Genomic DNA, 19,999 nt, shown 5'->3' with positions numbered 1-19,999 from the left:
TGGCTCGAGCTCCGGCGTGTCTATCGCGTGCTGACTACCGACCGCCGGCGGGCGGCGTCGGCGCGGTCGCGGCGCCATCCAGCGAGGCCCGGCGCGGTCCGCCCAGCATGGCCTGCGCCGCCGCCAGTTCGTCGGCGTCGATGACGCCGTCGTGGTTCTTGTCGATCACATCGAAGTATTTGGCGATCATCGCCCCCGGCCGGCCCTTCAGCTCAGACTTCTCGATCTTGCCGTCGAGGTTGTCATCGAGCATGCCCATCAGACGACCCTTGTTCATCTCTGGGTCCCGGTTCACCCGGTGCGCCGCCGTCTCATCGGTCCAGCGGAAGCTGAGCGAGGTGAACAGAATTTCCTCCCAGGACTGTTCGCCCCAGGTGATCTGCCGGTTGGGTTCGGGGTTCGACGGGTTGCGCTTGGAATTGTCATAGACGTAGTGGGCGATCAGCTTCGAGCCCGCCGGCACCTTGATCGGCTCGGCGAAGGTATAGGAACGCTGCCAGTTGAAATCGTAGCGCGGCAGGGTCAGCAGCAGCTTCTCCCTGCCATCGGGATACTGGATCCACAGGTCCGACGAATAGGCGCGGTAGTGGGCGTGCGGGAAGGCCGAATAGAGCAGCGCATCGTGCGGGAACGCCACATAGGCCACTTCCTTGTGGCGGCCTTCATTGGCCGGAATGGTGATGCTGGTGTCGATCACCACCACGTTGTGCATGACCAGTTCCGGCGGCTTGTCGTAGAAATAGAGCGCGATCTGCGACCTATCGACGGCCTCCTTGCCGAACGGCGTGTAGTGCGCCTGGAAGCCGATCGCCCCGCCCGCGGGCAGATATACGCCGGCGTTGGTCGGCTCGATGCTGGACTCCGCGCCCACCGCATAGCCGGCGCCGAGCGAGGCCGCCCACCTGGTCTCCGAGGATTTGCCGTTGGCCGGCATCTCAGCCATCCAGCCGGTCAGCAGATGGTGCACGCCCTGCCGTGAGCCCGGCTTGACGGTGGAGGCGCGGACCCATTTGCCCTCGGTCAACGGGTTCATCATCGCCGGGCGCTGGTAGTCGACCACCCCCGACGCCGGGATGGTGTAGGCCGGCACGTTGATCAGCAGGTCCGGCTTGCCCAACGGCCATTCCTGGGCGACGCGATGCACGGCCGCCAGCGGATCGGCGCCATCGCCGCGCTGCGCCCCGTCCTCGATCCAATGCACCAAGGTCTTGGTCTGGGCCGGGGTCAGCCGCTTGTCGTCAGAGAATTTTCCGACGTGCGGATCGGCGTGATAGGGCGGCATCCGGTCGGTGCGGATCACTTCGCGGATCATCGGGGCGAACCCTTTGACCATGGCGTAGTTGGTCATGGCGAACGGACCGATGCCGCCGTCCTCGTGGCAGGCCACGCACTTGGCCTCCAGGATCGGGGCGACATCCCTGGCGTAGGAGATATTGCTTGGCCCACGCTCGGGAAACGCGATCATCGCGCCCTTGCTCGGCGCCGCGCCGGCGACCTGCACGGCGCGCCCGGCGGTGAGCGCGTCCAGCGCCTTGCCGACGGCCGCGCCGGCCAGCGCGCCATGGTAGGCCACCGCCCAGGTCTTGGGATTGACCACGAACACCTCCGCCGAGCGGGTGACGCCCAGCGCGCCGCCCACCAGCTGGTAGCTGTCCAGCAGGATCGCGGTGTCGTAGCCGGCTTTCCGCGCCTCGGCCTGGATCGCCTCGCGCGTGTCCGTCAGGCTGGAGTTGAGCATCAGGAACTCCACGCCCTTGTCGGCATAGGCGGCCTTGAGCGCCTTGAGGTCGGGAGCCAGGCCGCGCATCACCGCATCACCATTGGCCTGGGTGACGATCACCACCGCCTTGGCGTCAGCCAGGCGATAGAGCTCGTGGGCCTCCAGCGCCTGGTCGACCAGCATGAAATTGTCGACGGTCATCGGCGCCGTCGCCGCCGCGACCGAGTTGCTGACCACCGCGCTGCGCGCCGTCGTGTCGCTGGTGCAGCCGTAAAGCGCCGCGGCCCCCGCGAGCAGCGCCAGGACTGCCGATGTCGCACGGTTCATAGGATTTGCCCCCGAATTCGCCCAAGCGGCGCGGTCTTGCGCCCTATGTCCGACGACAAGGTTACACCAATATTGCTATCGCCCCATGCCGTTGCGCCTGGGGGCGCCGTGGCCTCAGCCTTCGGGCAATTCCTCGGTGATGACCGTAAATCCCGCCAGAAAGTTCGGGCCGAAGCTGGTGGTGATGGCGGTGTCGGTGGCGTCGCGGCCGCGCGCCATCAGGATGCGGCCGATCCGGGGCCGGTTGTGCCGCGCGTCGAGGGTGTGCCAGGCGCCGCCCAGATAGGCCTCGAACCAGCCGCTGAAATCCATCACGCCTTCGACCGGAATGCCGATGTCGCCCATGTAGCCCGTGCAGTAGCGCGCCGGGATATTCATGCAGCGGCAGAGCGTGATCGCCAAGTGCGCATAGTCGCGGCAGACCCCGGTTCCTTCCTCGTGCGCCTCGAACGCCGTCTTGGTCGGGCGCGCGTGCTGATAGCCGAAGGAGATGCGCTGATTGGCATAGGCGACGATGGCCTGGGCGCGGGCCCAGCCCGGCGGAATGTCGCCGAACAGCGACCAAGCCAGATCGACCATCCGTTCGGTCTCGCAATAGCGGCTGCCGAGCAGATAGAGGATCACGTCGTCGGGCAGGTCATCGACAGGGTGCTGGATGGCGTCCGGGGCGACCGGATCGGGCCGCCCTGAATCGCGCACCACGAAGTCGGCGCTCATGGTGAACCGGCCGGCGGGCGCCACCAGCCGGGTGCAGAGGTTGCCGAACAGGTCGCGGTACTGCCGAAACGGAACCGGCGGGTCGGTCTTCAGGATGTCTGGTGTTTCCATGTCGGCGATCCGCTCATGCCGCACATTGAGCATCAGCATCATGGGCACGGGCGCCGGACAGTCGTAGACGATCTCGTACCCGGCTCTGATGCGCATGGCAGTCCTCTGGAGGGTTTGGCGTCTCTGCGCAACACGCCTGGACGGCGCGGGTTGCATGGGGCGCGCGGCAAGGGGTCGCCGAGGGAGACGACGGACATTGACGGAACGTGCGGACAATTCCGCGGCCGGGTCCACGCGGCTGCTGGACGCCGACGAAGCGCCGCCGTGGATTGCCCGCAATCCGGGCGCCGCCTCGCCGTTCGTGCTGCTGGGCGACCACGCCGGGCGGCTTATCCCGAGCAGGCTCGGCACGCTCGGCCTGCCCGCCGCCGAGCGCCGCCGCCACATCGCCTGGGACATCGGTGTCGCCGGGGTCGGCGAGACCCTGTCCGACCTGCTGGGCGCGACTTTCATCCGCCAGCGGTTCTCGCGACTGGTCATCGACTGCAACCGCGACCCGGCCCGGCCCGACGCCATCCCGACCGTGAGCGACGGCCTCGAAGTCCCCGGCAACCTGGCGCTCGGCGCCGCCGATCGCGCGGCGCGCATCGCCCAGATCGCCCGGCCCTATCATGGCGCCATCGCAGCAGAGCTGGACGCCCGCACGGCGCGCGGACTTCCGACTACTTTGATTTCCCTACATTCTTTCACGCCGCGCATGGCCGGATTCGACCGGCCCTGGGCATTCGGCGTGCTGCACGCGGGGGACTCGGCCTTCTCCGTCGCAATGCTGGGACGCCTGCGCGCAGAGGTCGGCGAGGCGCTGGTCGGCGACAATCAGCCCTACCGCATGGACGAGGTCGACTTCACCGTGCCGACCCACGCCGGCCCGCGCGGCCTGGACTATCTGGAGCTGGAGACCCGCCAGGACCTGATCGCCACCGCCGCCGGTCAGCGTCAGGTCGCGCTTCGCCTCGCCCGCCTGCTGCCGCAGGTGCTCGCCGACTTGCCGCGAGGCTGACCGCACGGTTGCATCGTGCGCCGGATAGCCTAGGCATCTGGTCCCTGCCCCGGCGTTCCGAAGGAAGACCCCATGAGCGATACCGCCACCGCGCCCGCCAAGGCGACGGCCCTTTCGGCCCGCTTCGGATTCATCAAGTTCGTAGTTCGCGATCTCGACGCCATGCGCGGATTCTATGAGCGGACGCTGGGTCTGGTGGTCGCCCAGACCATCGATCTGCCCGACATCCGGGAACTGATCATGCGCCGTCCGGGCGAGGACAGCGGCTTCAGCCTGATCCTCTACTGGAACAAGGACGGTCGCGACGTCGCGGTCGGCACGGGGCACGGCCCGCTGGGGCTGTTCGTGCGCGACGTGGACGCCGCCTACGCCATGCGCTGGCGGCCGGCGCCTCCGACCATCGCGCGCCGTTCGACACCGGCGACATGCGCGCGGCCCTGGTCGTCGACCCGGAAGGCCGCGAACTCGAGTTCATCTCCATGCTGCGGCGGTAAATCAGCCCGCCCACGCGGAACGGGCCGCCGGCCCGCGGGTTTCCTCACGAACCTTGAGGAGCTCCTGATGTTCACCCTGCCCAAGCTGCCCTACGCCGACGACGCCCTTGAGCCGACGCTGTCGCAGGAAACCCTGCACACCCACCACGACAAACACCACCGGACCTACGTCGAGAAAACCAACAGCCTGGCGAAGGCCGCTGGGCTGGACGGGCGCTCGTTGGAGGAGGTGGTTCGCGAGGCTCAGCGACGCGGCGACACAAAGCTCTTCCACAATGCCGCCCAGGCCTGGAACCACGCCTTCTTCTGGCGCTGCATGACACCGAACGGCGGCGCGCCCGGGGGCGGTCTCAAGCCGGCCATCGACAAGGCGTTCGGCAGCGTCGGGGCCCTTGAGGACGCCTTCATCACCGAGGGAACGGAGCACTTCGGCTCCGGCTGGGTCTGGCTGGCCGTGGGGCCCGACGGGCTGAAGGTGCTCTCGACACACGACGCCGACGACACCCTGATCAAGGACGGCCTGTTCCCGCTGCTGGTCTGCGACCTGTGGGAACACGCCTACTACCTGGATTACAAGAACGACCGGCAAGGCTTCCTGCGACGCTGGATCGGCGAACTTGCCGACTGGAGCTTCGCGGCGCACCAGTTCGCGGCAAGTCAAGGCGCGGGCGCGGGTTTCGCCTATCCCGCCCCGGGCCCAGACCAAAGCGCGGACGACCGCCCCCCCGCGCCCGGCCGCACAGCCTCCACGCCAGCCTAAGCTTCCAGCGACCCCGCCAAGCCCCTCAGCAAGGCATTGCGTTCCTCCAGCGTATTGGCCCCGCGCAACCGGGCCCGCGCCTCGGCGGGGCAACGGAGCCGTTGCAGGCCGGCGCGCTCAGCGAGTCGCGCCAGCGGCCATCCTGCCTGGGCTTCGGTCGGCAGGCCGGCGATGTCGAACACCATCGGCAGGGGCAGGGTCTCGAACGCGGCCCCGACGCCACCTGCCGCGAGCAACGGCGCGATGTCCGCAATCCGGGCCGTCGGCGCATCGACCGCCAGGACCAGGGCGCGATCGCAACCCGCGCGGCGCAGCGCCTCGGCCCCGGCCAGCACCCCCCCCACCGGCCCGCCACCCGGCGCGGCGTCCAGGGCCAGCATGAGGCCATAGTCGTTGGAGCCGGCGGTCAGGATCACGCCACAGCCGGCCGCCTGCGCCAGCCCCACGACGCGGTCGACCGCGCGTCGCCCCGCCCAGAGCAAGGTCGCCTTGTCCGCGCCCATCCGCGATCCGGCCCCGCCGGTCAGTATGATCGCGCCAAGCAGCATGGAGGCATCTGCATCCAGCACGGGCCATGTGGCAACCGCCGCGCAGGCATCGCGCCGGGGGAACAAGCCTTGGGTGTATTGCAATATACGCTACGATATGTCAGGAAGGGGCGCCTCTTCGGAGCTTCCGCATGCCATCACCTCTGTCGATGCGACTTCCCGACAGCGACATCGCCATCATCGACCGCGCCGCAGCTTTGCGCGGGCGCTCCAGGACGGACTTCGTCAGGGACGCGGCCGTTCGCGCGGCTGAGGACGTATTGCTTGAGCGATCCGTCATCAGGTTGGACTCAGACGCCTTCGAGGCCTTCAAGGCCGCCATTGCGGCTCCGCCGCAGGCCGTGCCGGAGATGATCGAGCGCCTGCGCCGCATCGCGCCTTGGGATCGACCGTGAGGGCCCCACACTGCCGCTCTCCGTCCCCGAGCTCCTGAGATCAAGCCACGATCTCGCCGCCTTCGACTGCGGCAAACCGAGCCTGGACGCTTGGCTAAGGCAGCGCGCCCTCGCCAACCAGGAGAGGGGTTTCACGGTGGTCATCGTGGTCCATGAGGAAGGTCGCGTTGTCGGCTACTATGGTCTTGCACCGACCGGAGTCGAACCCCGCGCGCTCCCGCGCAAGATCCGCACGGGACAGCCGCCCGACCCCCTGCCTTGCCTGTTGCTCGGCCAACTTGCCGTCGATCAGGCCCACCAGGGCCGCGGAATCGGCAACGCCCTGGTCGGCCATGCCCTTGAGCGCAGCATCCTTGGCGCGGAATTGACCGGCGGTCGCGCCCTTCTCGTCAACGCCATCGATGCGGATGCCGTAAGGTCCTGGCGGTCGTGGGGCTTCGTCCCCTCGCCTTCAGATCCCTTTCAACTGTCCCGCTCTCTGCCGGATATCCGAGCGTCGCTGCAGGCCGCAGGCTGATTGGGTCGCAGCCCAGGCTGACCCGACAATGAGCCGCCGCCGCAATCGCCTCTAAAGGCAAAGACAGGCGTGGTGCGGGCGGTCGGATTCGAACCGACACTCCATCAGGAAGCGGATTTTAAGTCCGCTGCGTCTACCAGTTTCGCCACGCCCGCAGGGGCGAAGGTCTATCCGACAGGGCTTTTTCCGTCGATAGGCTGACGCCGGCGGGGCGCCTGCCTCAAGCTGCCGCCGACAGGGCCAGGGGCGCGGCGCCGAGGCCGGCCTCGAAATCCTGCAGGATGTCCAGCAGCTCGCCGACGCCGGCCTGCAACGGCTTGTGCTTGGGGAAGCGGAACCGCCAGAACGAGGTGATGTGCGAAATCGCGCCGGCGCCCTCGCCCAGCCGCACCAGCATTTCCGGCGACTTCAGCAGAAAATCACGGAACGCCGTGGCGTTGCCATCGCGGGTCAGTTCCTCGAACACCGCGTCATAGATCCGCAGATAGTCGGCGACCGCCTTGGCCTGCCGCTCGATGGTTTCATGCAGCCGCACCTTGATCGCCTTGATCAGGGACTCGTTTTCGAAATCACGGGGTCCGACCACCTTGACCTTCATCAGCTCGACCAGAACCTCGCGCATCCGCGGCCAAAGCGTGTTCAGCACCCACTTGTAGTAGAGAAAGCCCTTCCAGCTGAAGACGCCCTCGCGGTAACTCTCGCCCTCCAGCCGCAACGTCAGGCGCAGCGGCTCCAGCCGTTCATCGGGCCGGTCCGACAACAGCGCCTCGACCAAGCGCGAGGTATTGGCCACGTTTCCCGCCTTGCCGGTGTAGGCCAGGTCGATGAGCTTGGCGATTTCGGAGCCGACGAACTGCTGCATCATCGCCAGATCGCCGCTGGAGATCTCGAAATGGGTCGAGCTGACCTCGTACCCGCGTCGCCTCAGGTGTTCGCGGACCAGGAACGGATCGAGGGACGGAAGTTCGTCCAGCGCCTCCAGCACCCCGGCGTCGCGCTCCAGGTCCTGGGGTCCGCCCGCCAGCTCCTGCAGGCCTTCCCGCCAGCCACGCTCACCGACGAAGATCGACCGGCCGCCCAACCCCAGGTCCGACCGCTCGAACGGTACGATCAGCTTGGTGACGGTGCGCGCGCCGCCGGGCACGACCTCGGCCTCATTCGGCCGCAGCCGGTGTTTCAGGATCACAGCGGCGTTCAGGGCCGGCGAATGGAACAGCGGCTGGGCCAGGTGTTCGGGGTTGTCGGCATGCTTCACCGCCAGCGCGGCCAGGTTCAGCACGCGGCTGGTGGAGGCCGTCTTCTCAAGTGCGCGAAGGCTGCGGAAAGTGTCGGCCAATTGTGGTTCGCTCCCCGAACCCACGCATGGTGACGCTTAAAGGCAAAAAGTCGATTAATCGGATCGCGTGTTATCTTGCACAGTCACGCGGCCCGGAGCTCAGCGGACGGCGTCCTGCCGCACCTGCACGCGCTCGAGCGCCGCCCGGTCGTCCAGCTTCCGCTGGGCGATATCGGCCACGGTGCGGCAGCGCTTGGTCGCCAGGCGCGAGCCCAGCACCGGCTCGCTCTTGCACACCAGGGCGTTGGGATCGTCGGCCGCCTTGGCCTTTGTCGGCGCGGTCAGCGCCGGCGCGGGGGCCGGCGGTGCGGCGGGTGTCGAGCCGGCCAGCAGCACGAAGGCTGCGAGAATTGCACTGATCATCGTCCTTCAACGCTCCGAAAACCCTGTCGGCGGACTGAATAGCCGAAGACCGCCGCCAAGCCAATCCGGACGCCTCAATCCGTCACGGCGCGTCAATTTCGCGCACAGTCTCGATGCCGGCCGACTTCAAGGCGTAAACCAGCTCGATGATCGTCGCCGAGAGCTCGTCCGGATCGCGCCCGCGCAACACCAGGTTCGACCCGTAGAGGCTGCCGTCAAAGAACGGATAGCTGCCCAGAGACATCGCCGGATGCGCCTTGGCCACCGCCTCCAGAGGGGCTGCGATCACACTCTCGCCCGACCCCTCCACGCGCACCGTGCGCGACACGGTCACCGCGCCGCCGCGCAGCCTGTGACCGACATCCTCCAGCATGCCGCGCATGATCGAGGGCACGCCGGCCAGGGTGAAGACATTGCCGATGGTGAAGCCGGGCGGCCCGGAGACCGGGTTGCGCACCAGGTCGCCGCCCACCGGCACGCGGGCCATCCGCCGCATCGCCGCGTTCATCTCAAGGCCCGGCCGCGAGCGGACCCGGGCCTCGATCAGGTCGATGATGTCGGGATGCTCATAGAGCTCGACGCCAAAGGCGGCCGCCACCGCGTCGGCGGTGATGTCGTCATGGGTCGGCCCGATCCCGCCCGTGGTGATCACATAGTCGTAGCGCGTGCGCAGGGCGTCCAGCGCGGCGATGATCTCCTCGTGCACGTCGGGCACCGTCCGCGCCTCGGCCAGGTCGACGCCGTGCACAGCCAGGTACTTGGCGATGTCGCGCAGATTGGTGTCCTGCGTCCGCCCCGACAGGATCTCATCGCCGATGATCAGGACAGCGGCGGTGACGCGGCCTTTTCCAACTTCACTCGCCATCGATCGCACCCTCGCCTAAATCCAACGCTTGCCGCTGGATTGGACTACCGCCGCAGATGGACTTTCCGCAACCGCTGTCGCGCGGCGTCCTCGTCGCCCGCTACAAACGCTTCTTCGCCGACGTGACGCTGGACGACGGGCGCGAGATCACCGCCCATTGCCCCAACCCCGGCGCCATGCTGGGCCTCAACACGCCCGGGCTGCCGGCCTACGTGTCCCGTTCCGACAACCCCAAGCGCAAGCTGGCCCACACGCTCGAACTGGTCGAAGCCGACGGCGCCCTGGTCGGGATCAACACCCTGCACCCCAACCGCCTGGTCGCCGAGGCGCTGGCGGCGGACGCCATCCCGGAGCTGACGGGCTACGCGAGCCACCGCCGCGAGGTAAAGTACGGCGGGAACTCCCGGGTGGACTTCCTGCTCACGGGCGACGGCCGCCCGGCCTGCTGGCTGGAGGTCAAGAACTGCCACCTGCGCCGCACCGGAACGCTGGCCGAGTTCCCCGACTGCGTCGCCGCCCGCTCGCTGAAACACCTGAAAGAGCTCACCGCCATGGTCGAGCAGGGCGACCGCGCGGTCATGCTGTTCGTCATCCAGCGGACCGACTGCAATGCCTTTTCCGCCTGCGCCGACCTCGACCCGGCCTATGCCGCGGGCCTCACCGAAGCCGCCGCCCGGGGCGTTGAAGTTCTGTGCTATGATTGCGACATAGGCCCGACGGCGGTTCGCATCGCCCGCAAGGTCCCCTGGATAGAGCGCTTAGCATGATGGCAAACACCGACACTCTCCCGTTTGACGTGGCCGACGCCGACCACCGCACCGGCCAGATCAAGGTCCACACCGCCGCCGATTTCGCCGGCATGCGGGTCGCCGGCAAGCTGGCGGCCGAGTGCCTGGACATGCTGACCCCGCATGTGGTTCCCGGCGTGGTCACCGACCGGCTGGATACGCTGGCGCGCGAATTCATCCTGGACCATGGCGCGATCCCCGCCTGCCTGGGCTATCGCGGCTACACCAAGACCACCTGCATCTCGCCCAATCACGTGGTCTGCCACGGCATTCCCGGCGAGCGCGCCCTGCGCGAAGGCGACATCGTCAACATAGACGTCACCGTCATCGTCGATGGCTGGCACGGCGACACCAGCCGCATGTACGGGGTGGGGCCGGTGGCTCCTCGGGCGAAACGCCTGATCGACGTGACCTATGAGGCGATGGAGCGCGGTCTCGCCGCCGTGCAGCCCGGCGCGCGCACCGGCGACATCGGTTTCGCCATCCAGGCTTACGTGGAGAGCATGCGCTGCTCGGTGGTCCGCGACTTCTGCGGCCACGGCCTGGGTCGAGTGTTCCACGACGCGCCGAACATCCTGCACTTCGGCCAGCGCGGCACGGGCGACCTGCTGCGGCCGGGCATGTTCTTCACCATCGAGCCGATGGTCAACCTGGGCAAGTACCAAGTGAAGCTGCTCTCCGACGGCTGGACGGCGGTGACCCGCGACAAGTCGCTGTCGGCCCAGTGCGAGCATTCCATCGGCGTCACCGAGACCGGCTACGAGATCTTCACCCTGTCCCCCGCCGGCCTCTACAAGCCACCGGTGATCGGCGCCTAGACTCCCGCAACCGAGGCCTTGCGGGTTGGGTGGAAACGGCTGAGGCTCCGGGCGAGACCACGTCACCCGAGGACCCGCATGAAAGCCGCCGCCGCGCTCGCCGCCCTCGCGCTTGCGATCCCCGCCCTGCTCCTGCCTGGCAGGGTCGGCGCCGACGCCACCGCCACCGGCATCGGCTATATCTGCGGGGCCGAGCAGGCGCCTCTGCACAGCGGGCCGCAGCTGGCGGTGATGCTGGCCGGCGTCGGCAATGGCGCCTCCCCCGCCGACACCACCGTCCCCGAGGCCCAGGCCTGGTACGACGAGGGCCTCAACCTCTACCACGCCTTCAATCACCGCGAGGCCAGCGCCGCCTTCGCTAAGGCCGCCGCCCTCGACCCGTCCTGCGCGCTCTGTGAATGGGGCGTGGCGCTGGGTCTCGGCCAGACGCTGAACTACGGCGTCACCCCGCAGCAGACGGCGCAGGCGCTGACCCACGCCGAACGCGCCGCCAAGCTGGTCAAGCCAGGCGACGCCCGCGCGCGGGCGCTGATCGCGGCCCTCCTGGTCCGCTATGGCAAGGACACGCCGCCGGCCAGGCGCGACACGATCTACATGCAGGCGATGGAGGACCTGGCCCACCGCTATCCCGGCGACGACGAGATCGCCGACCTGGCGGCCCACGCCCTGCTGATCCCCGCCCGCCACGACGACTATTCAGGCGTCGCCCGCGCCGAGGCGATCCTGCGGACGGTGCTGGCGCGCCGCCCCGACGACACCGCGGCGATCCACTACGACATCCACGCCACAGAGTTCGCGGGGCACCCGGCGCAGGCCCTGCCCTATGCCGACAAGCTGGCGGGCCTGGCCCCCGGCGCCAGCCATCTGGTGCACATGGCCGCCCATACCCTGATGCACGTGGGCCAGTACGAGCGGGTGGCCACGGTCAACGCCGCGGCGCTGAAGGTCGACGCCGACGTCGAGGTCAAGATGGACTACGCCGGGCCGCTCTCCAGCCAGATCTACTATCTGCACAACTACACCTTCGGCCTGGCGGGCGCGCTGATGGCCGGCGACGGGCCGCTGGCGCTGAAATACGCCGACCATGCGCGGGTCGCCTTCCCGGCTGCCTTCGACAAGGCGATGATCGTCCTGCCGGCCGGCGCCGACCGGCCCGCCAAGGCGTCGGACCGGCGCGCCACCGCCGACGCCCGCGCGCTGGTGGCCTATGGGCGGTTCGCGCCCGCCAAGGCCCTGGCGCTGCCCGAGGATCCTGCCGAGGCGCGCATTGTCAGGCTCTACCGGCACTACGCCCGGGGCGAGGCTTTCGCCGCGCGGGGTGCGCGCTGGGCCGTGCGGCGCGAGGCGGCGGCCATCGCGGTCCTGGGCGCGGAAGCTGAGAAGGCCCACGAGACCGCCACGGTCGACATCGCCGCCATCGCCGCCGACGTGCTGTCGGGCCGCGCGGCGATGATCGCCGGCCGGGCGGAGACGGCCGCCGGCTTCTTCACCCGCGCCGCGGCCCGCCAGGAGAAGGCGTTCGCGGTGAAGGACAACTTCGATCCGCCGCCCTGGTGGTATCCGGTGCGCCGCAGCCTGGCGGCCGCCGACCTGCGCGCCGGCAGGACCGCCGACGCCGCGCGCGAGGCCAGCGCCAGCCTCGCCGGCTGGCCCCAGGACGCGCTGGCGCTCCGGGTGCTGGCGACCGCCGAGGCGCGGCTGGGCCAGGCCGGGGCCAGCCGCCAGCACCTTGCCGAGGCCCGTCGCGCCTGGCGCGGCGACCTGGCGAAGGTTCCCATCGACCTCACCTGAAGCCCCTTGCCAAATCGGAACGTATAGGGAACATTGCCGAGCCATGGACCCGCCCATCGCCGTTGAGGACGCCGGCCCGCAGGCCGATCTGTGGCTGACCGCAAAGCGTGCGCCCAATGTGCGGCCGCACTATGCCGGCCACCGCGACCTCCTTCGCGAACGTGCGCTGGCGGGCGGCCTGGCGGCCCTGCCCGACTACGAGATCCTCGAACTGCACCTCTTCCGGTCGATCCCGCGCGGCGACGTCAAGCCGCTGGCCAAGCAGCTGCTGGCCCGCTTCGGCTCGCTGGGCGCGGTGCTGGGCGCCACGGTGGAGGATCTGAAGACCGTCAAGGGCGTCGGCGAGGCGCTGGCGCTGGACCTCAAGCTTCTGCACGAGGCGGCCGTGCGCACGGCCCGCGAGGTGGTCGCACGCCGCGCGGTGATCTCCTCCTGGTCGGCGCTGCTGGCCTATGTGAAGACCGCGCTGGCGCATGAGGCGCGCGAACAGTTCCGCGTCCTGTTCCTCGACAAGAAGAACCAGCTGATCGCCGACGAGACCCTGAACCGGGGCACCGTCGACCATGCCCCGGTCTATCCCCGCGAAGTCATGCGCCGCGCGCTTGAGCTGTCGGCCAGCGCGGTGATCCTGGTGCACAACCACCCGTCGGGCGACCCGGCGCCGTCGTCCGCCGACATCGAGATGACCCGGCAGGTCGTGGAGGCGGGCCGATCCCTGCGCATCGCCGTCCACGACCACCTGATCGTCGGCCGCGACGGCGTGGCCAGCCTGAAGGCGTTGGGACTGTTCTGAGGATGAGATGCGACCCGTGTAGACGCTGACCTGCCTCAGACCGCCAGATCGACGCGTTGGGCCGGCCTTGGCGGTTCGGCGCGAGCTGGTTCGACCTGGTGGTCGCCCGGCCGGTCGCCCTGCGGGTCGGCGGGCTTCTCCGGCGGCCGGGGCGGCCGGGTCAAGACCCCGCTCAGCACCACGGCGGGACCATGCGGGTCGCTCGGCGGCGTCGACGCCTTGCTGTCCTGCGGCCTGACTGGCTCGGGCGGCCGCGCGTGAGGTCTGACCGGGTTCACCGGCTGGATGGGCAGGGCGCCGATTGAGGACATCGCTTCAAGGTCTCCTTCGCAGCTGGCTGTTGATACCCGCGCAACACTTAATTCGCGGTGCAAACGCATAGTGAAGTCGCCTTGACTCTGTTGCGCCTTTTGCAGGCGTCCGGCCGGCGCCCTAGGATCGTCGCCGCCGCCCCTCGACGCCACGGACGCCGCGCATGACCCTCAACCCTCGCCCGCCGCCCGCCGCCGGTCCGGGCGAACTGTCCGTCCGCGAGATCACCCGACAGGACCAGGCCGCCTGGCGTCCGCTGTGGGACGGCTACAACGCCTTCTACGGCCGGTCGGGGCCGACCGCGCTCGCCGAAGAGATCACTGCGGCCACCTGGACCCGGTTGTTCGACGCCGCCGAGCCGGTCTGGGCCCTGGTCGCCGAGCGGGACGGCGCCCTGATCGGCCTCGTCCACTACCTCTTCCACCGCTCGACCACCGCCCTCGACCTCACCTGCTACCTGCAGGACCTGTTCACCAGCCCCCCGGCGCGCGGCGGCGGGGTCGGCCGGGCGCTGATCGAGGCGGTCTATGCCCGCGCCCGCGCCGCGGGCTCCACCCGGGTCTACTGGCAGACCCACGAAACCAACGTCGCGGCGATGGGCCTCTACGATCAGGTGGCGGAAAAGTCGGGCTTCCTGGTCTATCGAAAGGCGGTCTGATCCGGGAGCGGCATCGCGGCTTTGGGGATGATCGCGCCGGGGTGCTGAACCACCGCCGAGGCCAGCGCACGGCCGGCGGCGACCGCCTGGCCCACGGGACGTCCGCCCAGCCGCGCCGCCAGGTAGCCCGCGTTGAAACTGTCGCCGGCCCCCGTGGTGTCGATAACGGCGGCGAGCGGCGGGTCGGGTGCGAACAGCTCCGCGCCGTCGCCGCTCAGCACCTCGATCCGATGGTCGGCGTGACGCAGCACCACCTCCAGCCCGCGCGCCGCCCAGGTCCTGGCCATGGCTTCGGCCGAGCGGCCCCCGAACGCGGCCACGTCGTCGGCGCTGAGCGAGAGGTAGCGGCAGTGCGGCAGCATCGCCTCGATCGCCGCGCGGCCGACGGCGTGGTCGGGCCACTGACTGGCCCGGAAATTGGTGTCGAAGGCGATCGCCGCGCCGGCCGCCTTGGCCTCACCCATCAACCGCGACAGCACCACACGCCCCGCTTCGCCAACCACCGCCAGGGTGATGGCGGAGATCAGGATCAGGTCGGCCGCGCGCAAGGCCGCGCGCAAGGCCGGCAGATCGACGAGGCCCAGATAGTCGCGCGCCGGCGATTCCGCGCGCCAGAAGAAGAAGCTGCGCTCGCCCCGGGCGTCCCGCTCGATGGCATAGAGCCCCGGCAGCCGTCCCGGCGCCTCGACCATCAGCCCGCGGTCCAGCCCTTCGGCCTCCAGGCTCGCCAAAATGCCGGCGCTGAACGGGTCGCCCTGGCCGACGGCCGAGGCATAGGCGACCGGAATCCCCAGCCGGCGCAGATAGACGGCGGTGTTGTAGGTGTCGCCCGCATAGCCGATGCGCGCCTCGCCCTGCCCCGTCAGGCTGAGCTCCGCCATGCATTCGCCGAGCGCGATCACCCCGGTCATTTTCACCTCGCTGGCCACAGGTCTGAACCTTGCCGCTCGACCGGCGCGTGCGCAAGTCGCCGCAGGGCGCAGGAAACCGTTGCCGCGCCGCCCACCGGGTCTATGGGAGGGCGATGAGGAAGCTCGCGTTCGAGACACCATCCAGCCGGGAGCCGGACCGCGAACCGCGGGTGCAGTTCGCCGCCCTGCCCTGGCGACGCAACGCCACCGGCGACGTCGAGGTCTTGCTGATCACCAGCCGCGAGACGCGACGCTGGGTGATTCCAAAAGGCTGGCCGATCCGCGGGTCGAAGTCGGCCCAATCGGCCGCGCAGGAGGCGTTCGAGGAAGCTGGCGTGCTGGGCAAGGTCGGCAAGCGGCCGCTGGGGGCGTTCACCTACGACAAGCGCCTCAAGAGCGGGCGTCTGCAGCACGTTCGCGTCGCGGTGTTCGGCCTGCAGGTCGTGCGCGAGATGGACAATTATCCCGAGCTCGGCCAGCGCGAAAAACTCTGGCTGCCGGCCGCCGAGGCCGCGCGCCAGGTGGACGAGCCGGAGCTGATGGTGCTGCTCGCCACCTTCAATCCTTAGCAGGGCCCTTCATTTCGCATGAGAGGCGAGGCGGCGTTACCGCGGCGGGCGGCTGTGGCATGGCTGGCCGATGACCGCATCGCTCGGAACCATCGAAGGCTTCTTCGGCCGTCCGTTCACCTGGCCCGAGCGCACGGAGCTGATGCGGTTCCTGGCCGGCCACGGCTATGGCTTCTACCTCTATGCGCCGAAGGCCGACGGCTTCCTGCGCCGCCGATGGCGCGAGCCTCATCCGGCCGACGAGATGGCGGCGATCTCGACCTTCGCCATGGCCTGCCACGAGGCGGGCGTGGCGTTCGGGGTCGGCCTTTCGCCCTTCGAACTGCATTTCAACTTCACGCCGGACGCCCGGACCGCGCTCACCCACAAGCTGGCCGCGCTTGGCGCGGCCGGCTGCGACTGGCTGGCGATCCTGTTCGACGACATGCGCGGCGCGATGACCGACCTGGCCCGACGCCAGGCAGAGATCGTCGCCTTCGCCGCCGAGCGCACCCGCGTCCAGCGGCTGATCGTCTGCCCCAGCTACTATTCCGACGACCCGATCCTTGACCGCGCGTTCGGCCAGCGGCCGGCCAGCTACCTGCGCGACCTTGGCATGGCGCTCGACCCGGCCATCGACATGATGTGGACCGGCGAGGAGGTCTGCAGTCGTGACTACGCGCCGTCCCATTTGACCCGCGTCGCCCATCAGATGGGCCGCAGGCCGTTCCTCTGGGACAATTATCCGGTCAACGACGGCCCGCGGATGAGCCGCCACCTTCACCTGCGCGCGGTCACCGGGCGACCCGCCGCCATCCGGCCGCTGATCGCCGGCCACGCGGTCAACCCGGCCTCCCAGGCGGTGCTGAGTCGCATCCCGATGCTGACATTGGCCGCGAGCTACCGCTGCGCGGACGCCTATGCCTATGGCGAAGCCTTTCGCTCGGCCGCCAGGGCGGTCTGCGGCCCCGAACTCGCCAGCCGGCTGGCGATGGACATCACCGCCCTGCAGGACGCAGGCCTGGGCGATCTTGACGAGGCTCGCCGTGACAAGCTGCGCGCGCGCTACCTGGCCTTCGATCATCCGGCGGCCCGCGAGGTGATCAGCTGGCTCGATGGCGGCTATGCCATCACCGGCGAAGACATTCTTACCCAGTAGGACCCGGCGCGATAACCCTTCGGCGATTTGCCGCCACGCCGCGGATACTTACAGCCTGGCCCCAGGGACTCCGCGCAACTTGTCTCGGTCTTTGAGCGAACGCGGATATTCAAGATGTTAAGATGTGTTAGCCAATTGCAAAAACCTTACCTTTATATTCCGGCGCCATGCTGGGGCCTTCGAGATCGGGAGCGCGCCCCACGCGCAGGCAGCCGGCAGGTGGAGTGGCGAGGTGTCGCAATCCTACCCAACGTTCGGACGTCAGCTTGTCGTCCTGCATGTGGACGACGATCCGATGAACCTGCGCGTGGTTGAGGAAATCCTCGGCGCGTTCGGCCACAAAGCCATCGCCGCCAGGTCCGGTCCCGAAGCCCTGGCCCACCTCGGCCGTCAGCTGTTCGATGTCGTGCTGATGGACATCCACATGCCGGGCATGAGCGGGATCGAAGCCGTCGAGCGGCTGCGCAACTCTGACAGCCCCGCGCGTCACCTTCCGGTCATCGCCCTGACCGCAGACGTGATGAGCCGCCGGCCCGAAGACTATCTGGCTCTGGGCTTCAGTGACTTCGTGGCCAAGCCGATCCTGGTGTCGGGCCTGATGGACGCCATCAAGAAGGCCGCCGAACCGACGACGGCCACCGCCCAGGACCTGCGCCGCGCCGGCTAGATCCTGTCCCGGTGAACCAACCTGAGGCGGATGGGCTCCAGCCTCGCCACAGGCCAGACCTCGCGCTAGGCTTGCCCGCCCGCTGCAAGAGCCGGGAACGGGAGGCTGTCATGCCCACGCTTGATCGCGACGGAGTCAGGATTCACTACGAGGTCGCGGGCGACGGTCCGGCGCTGCTCCTCACCCACGGCTATTCGGCGACGTCGGCGATGTGGCGCGGACAGATCGCCCCGCTTAGCGCCCACTTCAAGGTCATCGTCTGGGACATGCGCGGCCATGGCCAGTCCGACTATCCCGCCGACCTCGCCGCCTATTCCGAACAGGCCACGGTCGCCGACATGGCCGCCCTGCTTGACGCGGTCGGAGCTCGCGACGCGGTCATCGGCGGCCTGTCGCTTGGCGGCTACATGAGCCTGGCCTTCAACGCCACCCACCCGGATCGCACACGCGCCCTGCTGATTGTCGACACCGGACCCGGCTACCGAAACGACCTGGCGCGCGAAGCCTGGAACGCCAGCGCCATCGCCCGCGCCGAACGCTTCGAGGCCGAGGGATTTGGCGATCTCTCCCGCGCCAGCGCCGAGGTGCGCCTGGCCCGGCACCGCGACGCCTCGGGCCTGGCCCGCGCCGCCCGCGGCATGCTCACCCAGAAGACCGCCCGGGTCATCGAGAGCCTGCCCGCTGTCGCGTGTCCGACGATCGTCATCGTCGGCGCCGAAGACACCCCGTTCCTGGCCGCCTCCGACTACATGGCCGCCAAGATCCCCGGCGCACGCAAGGTGATCATCGACGGCGCCGGTCACAGCGCCAACATCGACCAGCCCCAGGCGTTCAACGCCGCGCTGCTGGGGTTCCTGAAGGACGCCGGGCTGACGGCGTAGGCCTCCCGCTGTTGGCGAACCTTCGCGAAATGCGGCACACAGGATCTTGGAGTCTGTGAGGACACAGGATGCCGCCGATCGGCCGCCTTCGCTGTTCGTCCGGGCCGGTCGCATTGCCGCGACCGGGCGCATGAGCGTGGCGCAGGACGCCGCCGATCCCCTTCTCGAGGCCTATCTCGAGCGGCGGCAAAGCCTGCTGCGCTTTCTGGCCGCCCGGTGCGGTTCGCTGGCGGTCGCCGAGGATCTGACCCAGGAACTCTATCTGAAGCTGGCCGGCCGGGAGCCGGGCGGGGGCGGCGAGATCGGCAATCCGACCGCCATGCTCTACCGCATGGCGCTCAACCTGATGCTCGACCGGGCCCGCGGCGATACCCGCTCGGCGGTTCGCGACACCGCCTGGCGGCAGGTCGCCCGCAGCCAGATCGGCGGCGAGGACATCGCCGAAGACCCCCCCGCCGACGAGGCGGCCGCCTCGGCCCAGCGCCTGCGCCAGCTGGTCGCCGCCGTCCAGCATCTGCCGCCCCAGGCCGGCCGGGCCTTCCGTCTGCACAAGCTGGAAGGCCTCAGCCACGCCGAAACCGCCCGCGCCATGGGGCTGTCGGTCAAGGCCGTGGAAAAGCACGTCAGCGCGGCGCTGAAGGCCCTCACCGCGAGGTTGTCAACATGAACAACCTGAAATTGTGCGATCTCACCGGGGGGCGAGCCATTTCGGTGACGTCTTTATCAAGGTCAGGCGCCGTCGTGCGGGCGCGGCGGGTGTGGCGATGAGCGAGGCTTGGACCGGAATCGACAACGCCCGGCGCGACGCGGCGGCCGGCTGGCTGGTGCGCCTGCAATCGGCCGACCTCATCGAGGCGGAGGCCGTGGCGTTCGACGCCTGGCTGACGGCTCATCCGGGCAACGCGCCCGCCTATGACCAGGTGCTGTCGGTGACCCTGGAGCTTGAGGCCGCCGCCCCTCGGATCGCGCAGGCGCTGCGCGCGCCGCCCTTGCATCGTCGGCCGCCCGCGCGCCGCGGTTGGATCGTCGCCGGCGGGGTCGCCGCGGCCGCGGCCGTCGCCATCGCGGTCCTGCCGTTTTCCGCGCTGCGGCCGGCGCCCACACAGACCTATGTCACCGTCAAGGGCGAGCACCGCACGGTCAGGCTCGCCGATGGCTCGGTGCTCGACCTCAATGCCGGCTCGGCGCTGTCGGTGACGCTCGCCAGGCGCGAGCGCCAGGTCATCCTGCTTCAAGGCGAGGCGGTGTTCGATGTCGCGCCCGACAAGGCGCGGCCCTTCCTGATCGCGGCCGGCGACCGCACCGTGCGCGTGGTCGGCACCCGCTTTGACGTCCGCCGCCGCGACGGCCAGCTGTCCGTCACGGTCGAACGGGGCCTGGTCGAAGTGCGCCCCACCGAAGGCCCGTCTATCGCAGGCCCGTCTGTCGCAGGCCCGTCTGTCGCAGGCCCGTCTGTCGCCGGCGCGGCCATCGGGCCTCGCGCCTACCGCCTGCATCCAGGCCAGCGCCTTGACCACGCC

23 protein-coding genes and 1 tRNA gene are annotated in these 19,999 nt (G+C 69.3%); 15 read left to right on the top strand and 9 right to left on the bottom strand.

Annotation, left to right across the window (positions count from 1 at the left end):
* Positions 1-34 precede the first annotated feature (34 nt).
* Positions 35-2,047: a hypothetical protein gene (locus RMN86_RS11090; protein WP_309605906.1), complete on the bottom strand. Its 2,013-nt coding sequence runs from the start codon at positions 2,045-2,047 to the stop codon at positions 35-37.
* A gap of 114 nt (positions 2,048-2,161) precedes the next feature.
* Positions 2,162-2,971, bottom strand: coding sequence for a transglutaminase family protein (locus tag RMN86_RS11085; RefSeq protein ID WP_309605905.1), 810 nt, complete (start codon positions 2,969-2,971; stop codon positions 2,162-2,164).
* A gap of 100 nt (positions 2,972-3,071) precedes the next feature.
* Here RMN86_RS11085 and RMN86_RS11080 point away from each other — a divergent pair, with 100 nt between their 5' ends.
* On the top strand, positions 3,072-3,875 hold the full coding sequence (locus RMN86_RS11080; protein WP_309605904.1) for an N-formylglutamate amidohydrolase: 804 nt from the start codon (positions 3,072-3,074) through the stop codon (positions 3,873-3,875).
* Between the two features lie 72 nt (positions 3,876-3,947).
* The gene (locus tag RMN86_RS11075) at positions 3,948-5,129 is read left to right on the top strand and encodes a Fe-Mn family superoxide dismutase (protein WP_309605903.1); all 1,182 of its coding nucleotides are present in this window, start codon (positions 3,948-3,950) and stop codon (positions 5,127-5,129) included.
* Here RMN86_RS11075 and RMN86_RS11070 read toward each other — a convergent pair.
* The gene (locus tag RMN86_RS11070) at positions 5,126-5,677 is read right to left on the bottom strand and encodes an NTP transferase domain-containing protein (protein WP_309605902.1); all 552 of its coding nucleotides are present in this window, start codon (positions 5,675-5,677) and stop codon (positions 5,126-5,128) included. The genes RMN86_RS11075 and RMN86_RS11070 overlap by 4 nt on opposite strands.
* Before the next feature lie 131 nt (positions 5,678-5,808).
* On the opposite strand from RMN86_RS11070, the gene RMN86_RS11065 reads away from it, so the two are divergent.
* Both RMN86_RS11065 and RMN86_RS11060 read left to right on the top strand, forming a co-directional pair.
* On the top strand, positions 5,809-6,072 hold the full coding sequence (locus RMN86_RS11065) for a DUF1778 domain-containing protein (protein WP_309605901.1): 264 nt from the start codon (positions 5,809-5,811) through the stop codon (positions 6,070-6,072).
* Positions 6,062-6,589 carry a GNAT family N-acetyltransferase gene (locus RMN86_RS11060; protein WP_309605923.1) on the top strand — a complete coding sequence of 176 codons (528 nt, stop codon included), beginning with the start codon at positions 6,062-6,064 and terminating at the stop codon, positions 6,587-6,589. Before RMN86_RS11065 ends, RMN86_RS11060 begins: the two co-directional genes overlap by 11 nt.
* 70 nt (positions 6,590-6,659) lie before the next feature.
* Here RMN86_RS11060 and RMN86_RS11055 read toward each other — a convergent pair.
* From RMN86_RS11055 to RMN86_RS11040, 4 genes are all read right to left on the bottom strand, one after another.
* A tRNA-Leu gene (locus tag RMN86_RS11055) sits at positions 6,660-6,744 on the bottom strand.
* A 65-nt stretch (positions 6,745-6,809) separates the two neighbouring features.
* On the bottom strand, positions 6,810-7,925 hold the full coding sequence (locus tag RMN86_RS11050) for a hypothetical protein (RefSeq protein ID WP_309605900.1): 1,116 nt from the start codon (positions 7,923-7,925) through the stop codon (positions 6,810-6,812).
* A gap of 99 nt (positions 7,926-8,024) precedes the next feature.
* A complete protein-coding gene (locus RMN86_RS11045; protein WP_309605899.1) occupies positions 8,025-8,288 on the bottom strand; it encodes a hypothetical protein in 264 nt (87 codons plus the stop codon).
* An 82-nt stretch (positions 8,289-8,370) separates the two neighbouring features.
* Positions 8,371-9,153 (bottom strand): molybdopterin-binding protein, encoded by a 783-nt coding sequence (locus RMN86_RS11040; protein ID WP_309605898.1) that lies wholly within the window; start codon positions 9,151-9,153, stop codon positions 8,371-8,373.
* A 56-nt stretch (positions 9,154-9,209) separates the two neighbouring features.
* Between RMN86_RS11040 and sfsA the strand changes: the two genes are divergently transcribed.
* The 4 genes from sfsA to radC all read left to right on the top strand — a co-directional run bounded on the left by sfsA (position 9,210) and on the right by radC (position 13,343).
* Complete coding sequence (gene sfsA / locus RMN86_RS11035; protein WP_309605897.1) at positions 9,210-9,920, top strand: DNA/RNA nuclease SfsA; 711 nt, start codon at positions 9,210-9,212, stop codon at positions 9,918-9,920.
* The gene (gene map / locus RMN86_RS11030; protein WP_309605922.1) at positions 9,920-10,759 is read left to right on the top strand and encodes a type I methionyl aminopeptidase; all 840 of its coding nucleotides are present in this window, start codon (positions 9,920-9,922) and stop codon (positions 10,757-10,759) included. Before sfsA ends, map begins: the two co-directional genes overlap by 1 nt.
* Positions 10,760-10,837: 78 nt before the next feature.
* The gene (locus RMN86_RS11025; protein ID WP_309605896.1) at positions 10,838-12,550 is read left to right on the top strand and encodes a hypothetical protein; all 1,713 of its coding nucleotides are present in this window, start codon (positions 10,838-10,840) and stop codon (positions 12,548-12,550) included.
* A 43-nt stretch (positions 12,551-12,593) separates the two neighbouring features.
* Positions 12,594-13,343, top strand: a complete 750-nt coding sequence (gene radC, locus RMN86_RS11020) for a DNA repair protein RadC (protein ID WP_309605895.1) — start codon at positions 12,594-12,596, stop codon at positions 13,341-13,343.
* Positions 13,344-13,378: 35 nt separating this feature from the next.
* Here the strand turns inward: radC and RMN86_RS11015 are convergent, their stop codons facing one another.
* Positions 13,379-13,654 carry a hypothetical protein gene (locus RMN86_RS11015; RefSeq protein WP_309605894.1) on the bottom strand — a complete coding sequence of 92 codons (276 nt, stop codon included), beginning with the start codon at positions 13,652-13,654 and terminating at the stop codon, positions 13,379-13,381.
* 164 nt (positions 13,655-13,818) lie between these two features.
* On the opposite strand from RMN86_RS11015, the gene RMN86_RS11010 reads away from it, so the two are divergent.
* Positions 13,819-14,313 (top strand): GNAT family N-acetyltransferase, encoded by a 495-nt coding sequence (locus RMN86_RS11010; RefSeq protein WP_309605893.1) that lies wholly within the window; start codon positions 13,819-13,821, stop codon positions 14,311-14,313.
* On the opposite strand, the gene RMN86_RS11005 is transcribed toward RMN86_RS11010, so the two are convergent.
* Entirely contained in the window at positions 14,295-15,224 is a 930-nt protein-coding gene (locus RMN86_RS11005) for a sugar kinase (RefSeq protein WP_309605892.1), read from the bottom strand. The two genes, RMN86_RS11010 and RMN86_RS11005, sit on opposite strands and share 19 nt — an antisense overlap.
* A 113-nt stretch (positions 15,225-15,337) precedes the next feature.
* On the opposite strand from RMN86_RS11005, the gene RMN86_RS11000 reads away from it, so the two are divergent.
* The 6 genes from RMN86_RS11000 to RMN86_RS10975 all read left to right on the top strand — a co-directional run.
* A complete protein-coding gene (locus tag RMN86_RS11000) occupies positions 15,338-15,793 on the top strand; it encodes an NUDIX hydrolase (RefSeq protein ID WP_309605891.1) in 456 nt (151 codons plus the stop codon).
* Between the two features lie 70 nt (positions 15,794-15,863).
* Complete coding sequence (locus RMN86_RS10995; RefSeq protein WP_309605890.1) at positions 15,864-16,931, top strand: beta-N-acetylglucosaminidase domain-containing protein; 1,068 nt, start codon at positions 15,864-15,866, stop codon at positions 16,929-16,931.
* Between the two features lie 232 nt (positions 16,932-17,163).
* Positions 17,164-17,598 (top strand): response regulator, encoded by a 435-nt coding sequence (locus tag RMN86_RS10990; protein WP_309605889.1) that lies wholly within the window; start codon positions 17,164-17,166, stop codon positions 17,596-17,598.
* 110 nt (positions 17,599-17,708) lie between these two features.
* The gene (locus RMN86_RS10985; protein WP_309605888.1) at positions 17,709-18,479 is read left to right on the top strand and encodes an alpha/beta fold hydrolase; all 771 of its coding nucleotides are present in this window, start codon (positions 17,709-17,711) and stop codon (positions 18,477-18,479) included.
* A gap of 55 nt (positions 18,480-18,534) precedes the next feature.
* The gene (locus tag RMN86_RS10980) at positions 18,535-19,146 is read left to right on the top strand and encodes an RNA polymerase sigma factor (protein ID WP_309605887.1); all 612 of its coding nucleotides are present in this window, start codon (positions 18,535-18,537) and stop codon (positions 19,144-19,146) included.
* Positions 19,147-19,243: 97 nt separating this feature from the next.
* The coding region (locus RMN86_RS10975; RefSeq protein ID WP_309605886.1) for a FecR domain-containing protein at positions 19,244-19,999 on the top strand (756 nt) is incomplete at its 3' end.

The sequence above is a fragment of the Phenylobacterium sp. genome, from assembly GCF_031360265.1.
Classification (GTDB): domain Bacteria; phylum Pseudomonadota; class Alphaproteobacteria; order Caulobacterales; family Caulobacteraceae; genus Phenylobacterium.
The sequence above is the reverse complement of the archived record's forward strand: the minus strand, read 5'-3'. Positions and strand labels throughout refer to the sequence as shown.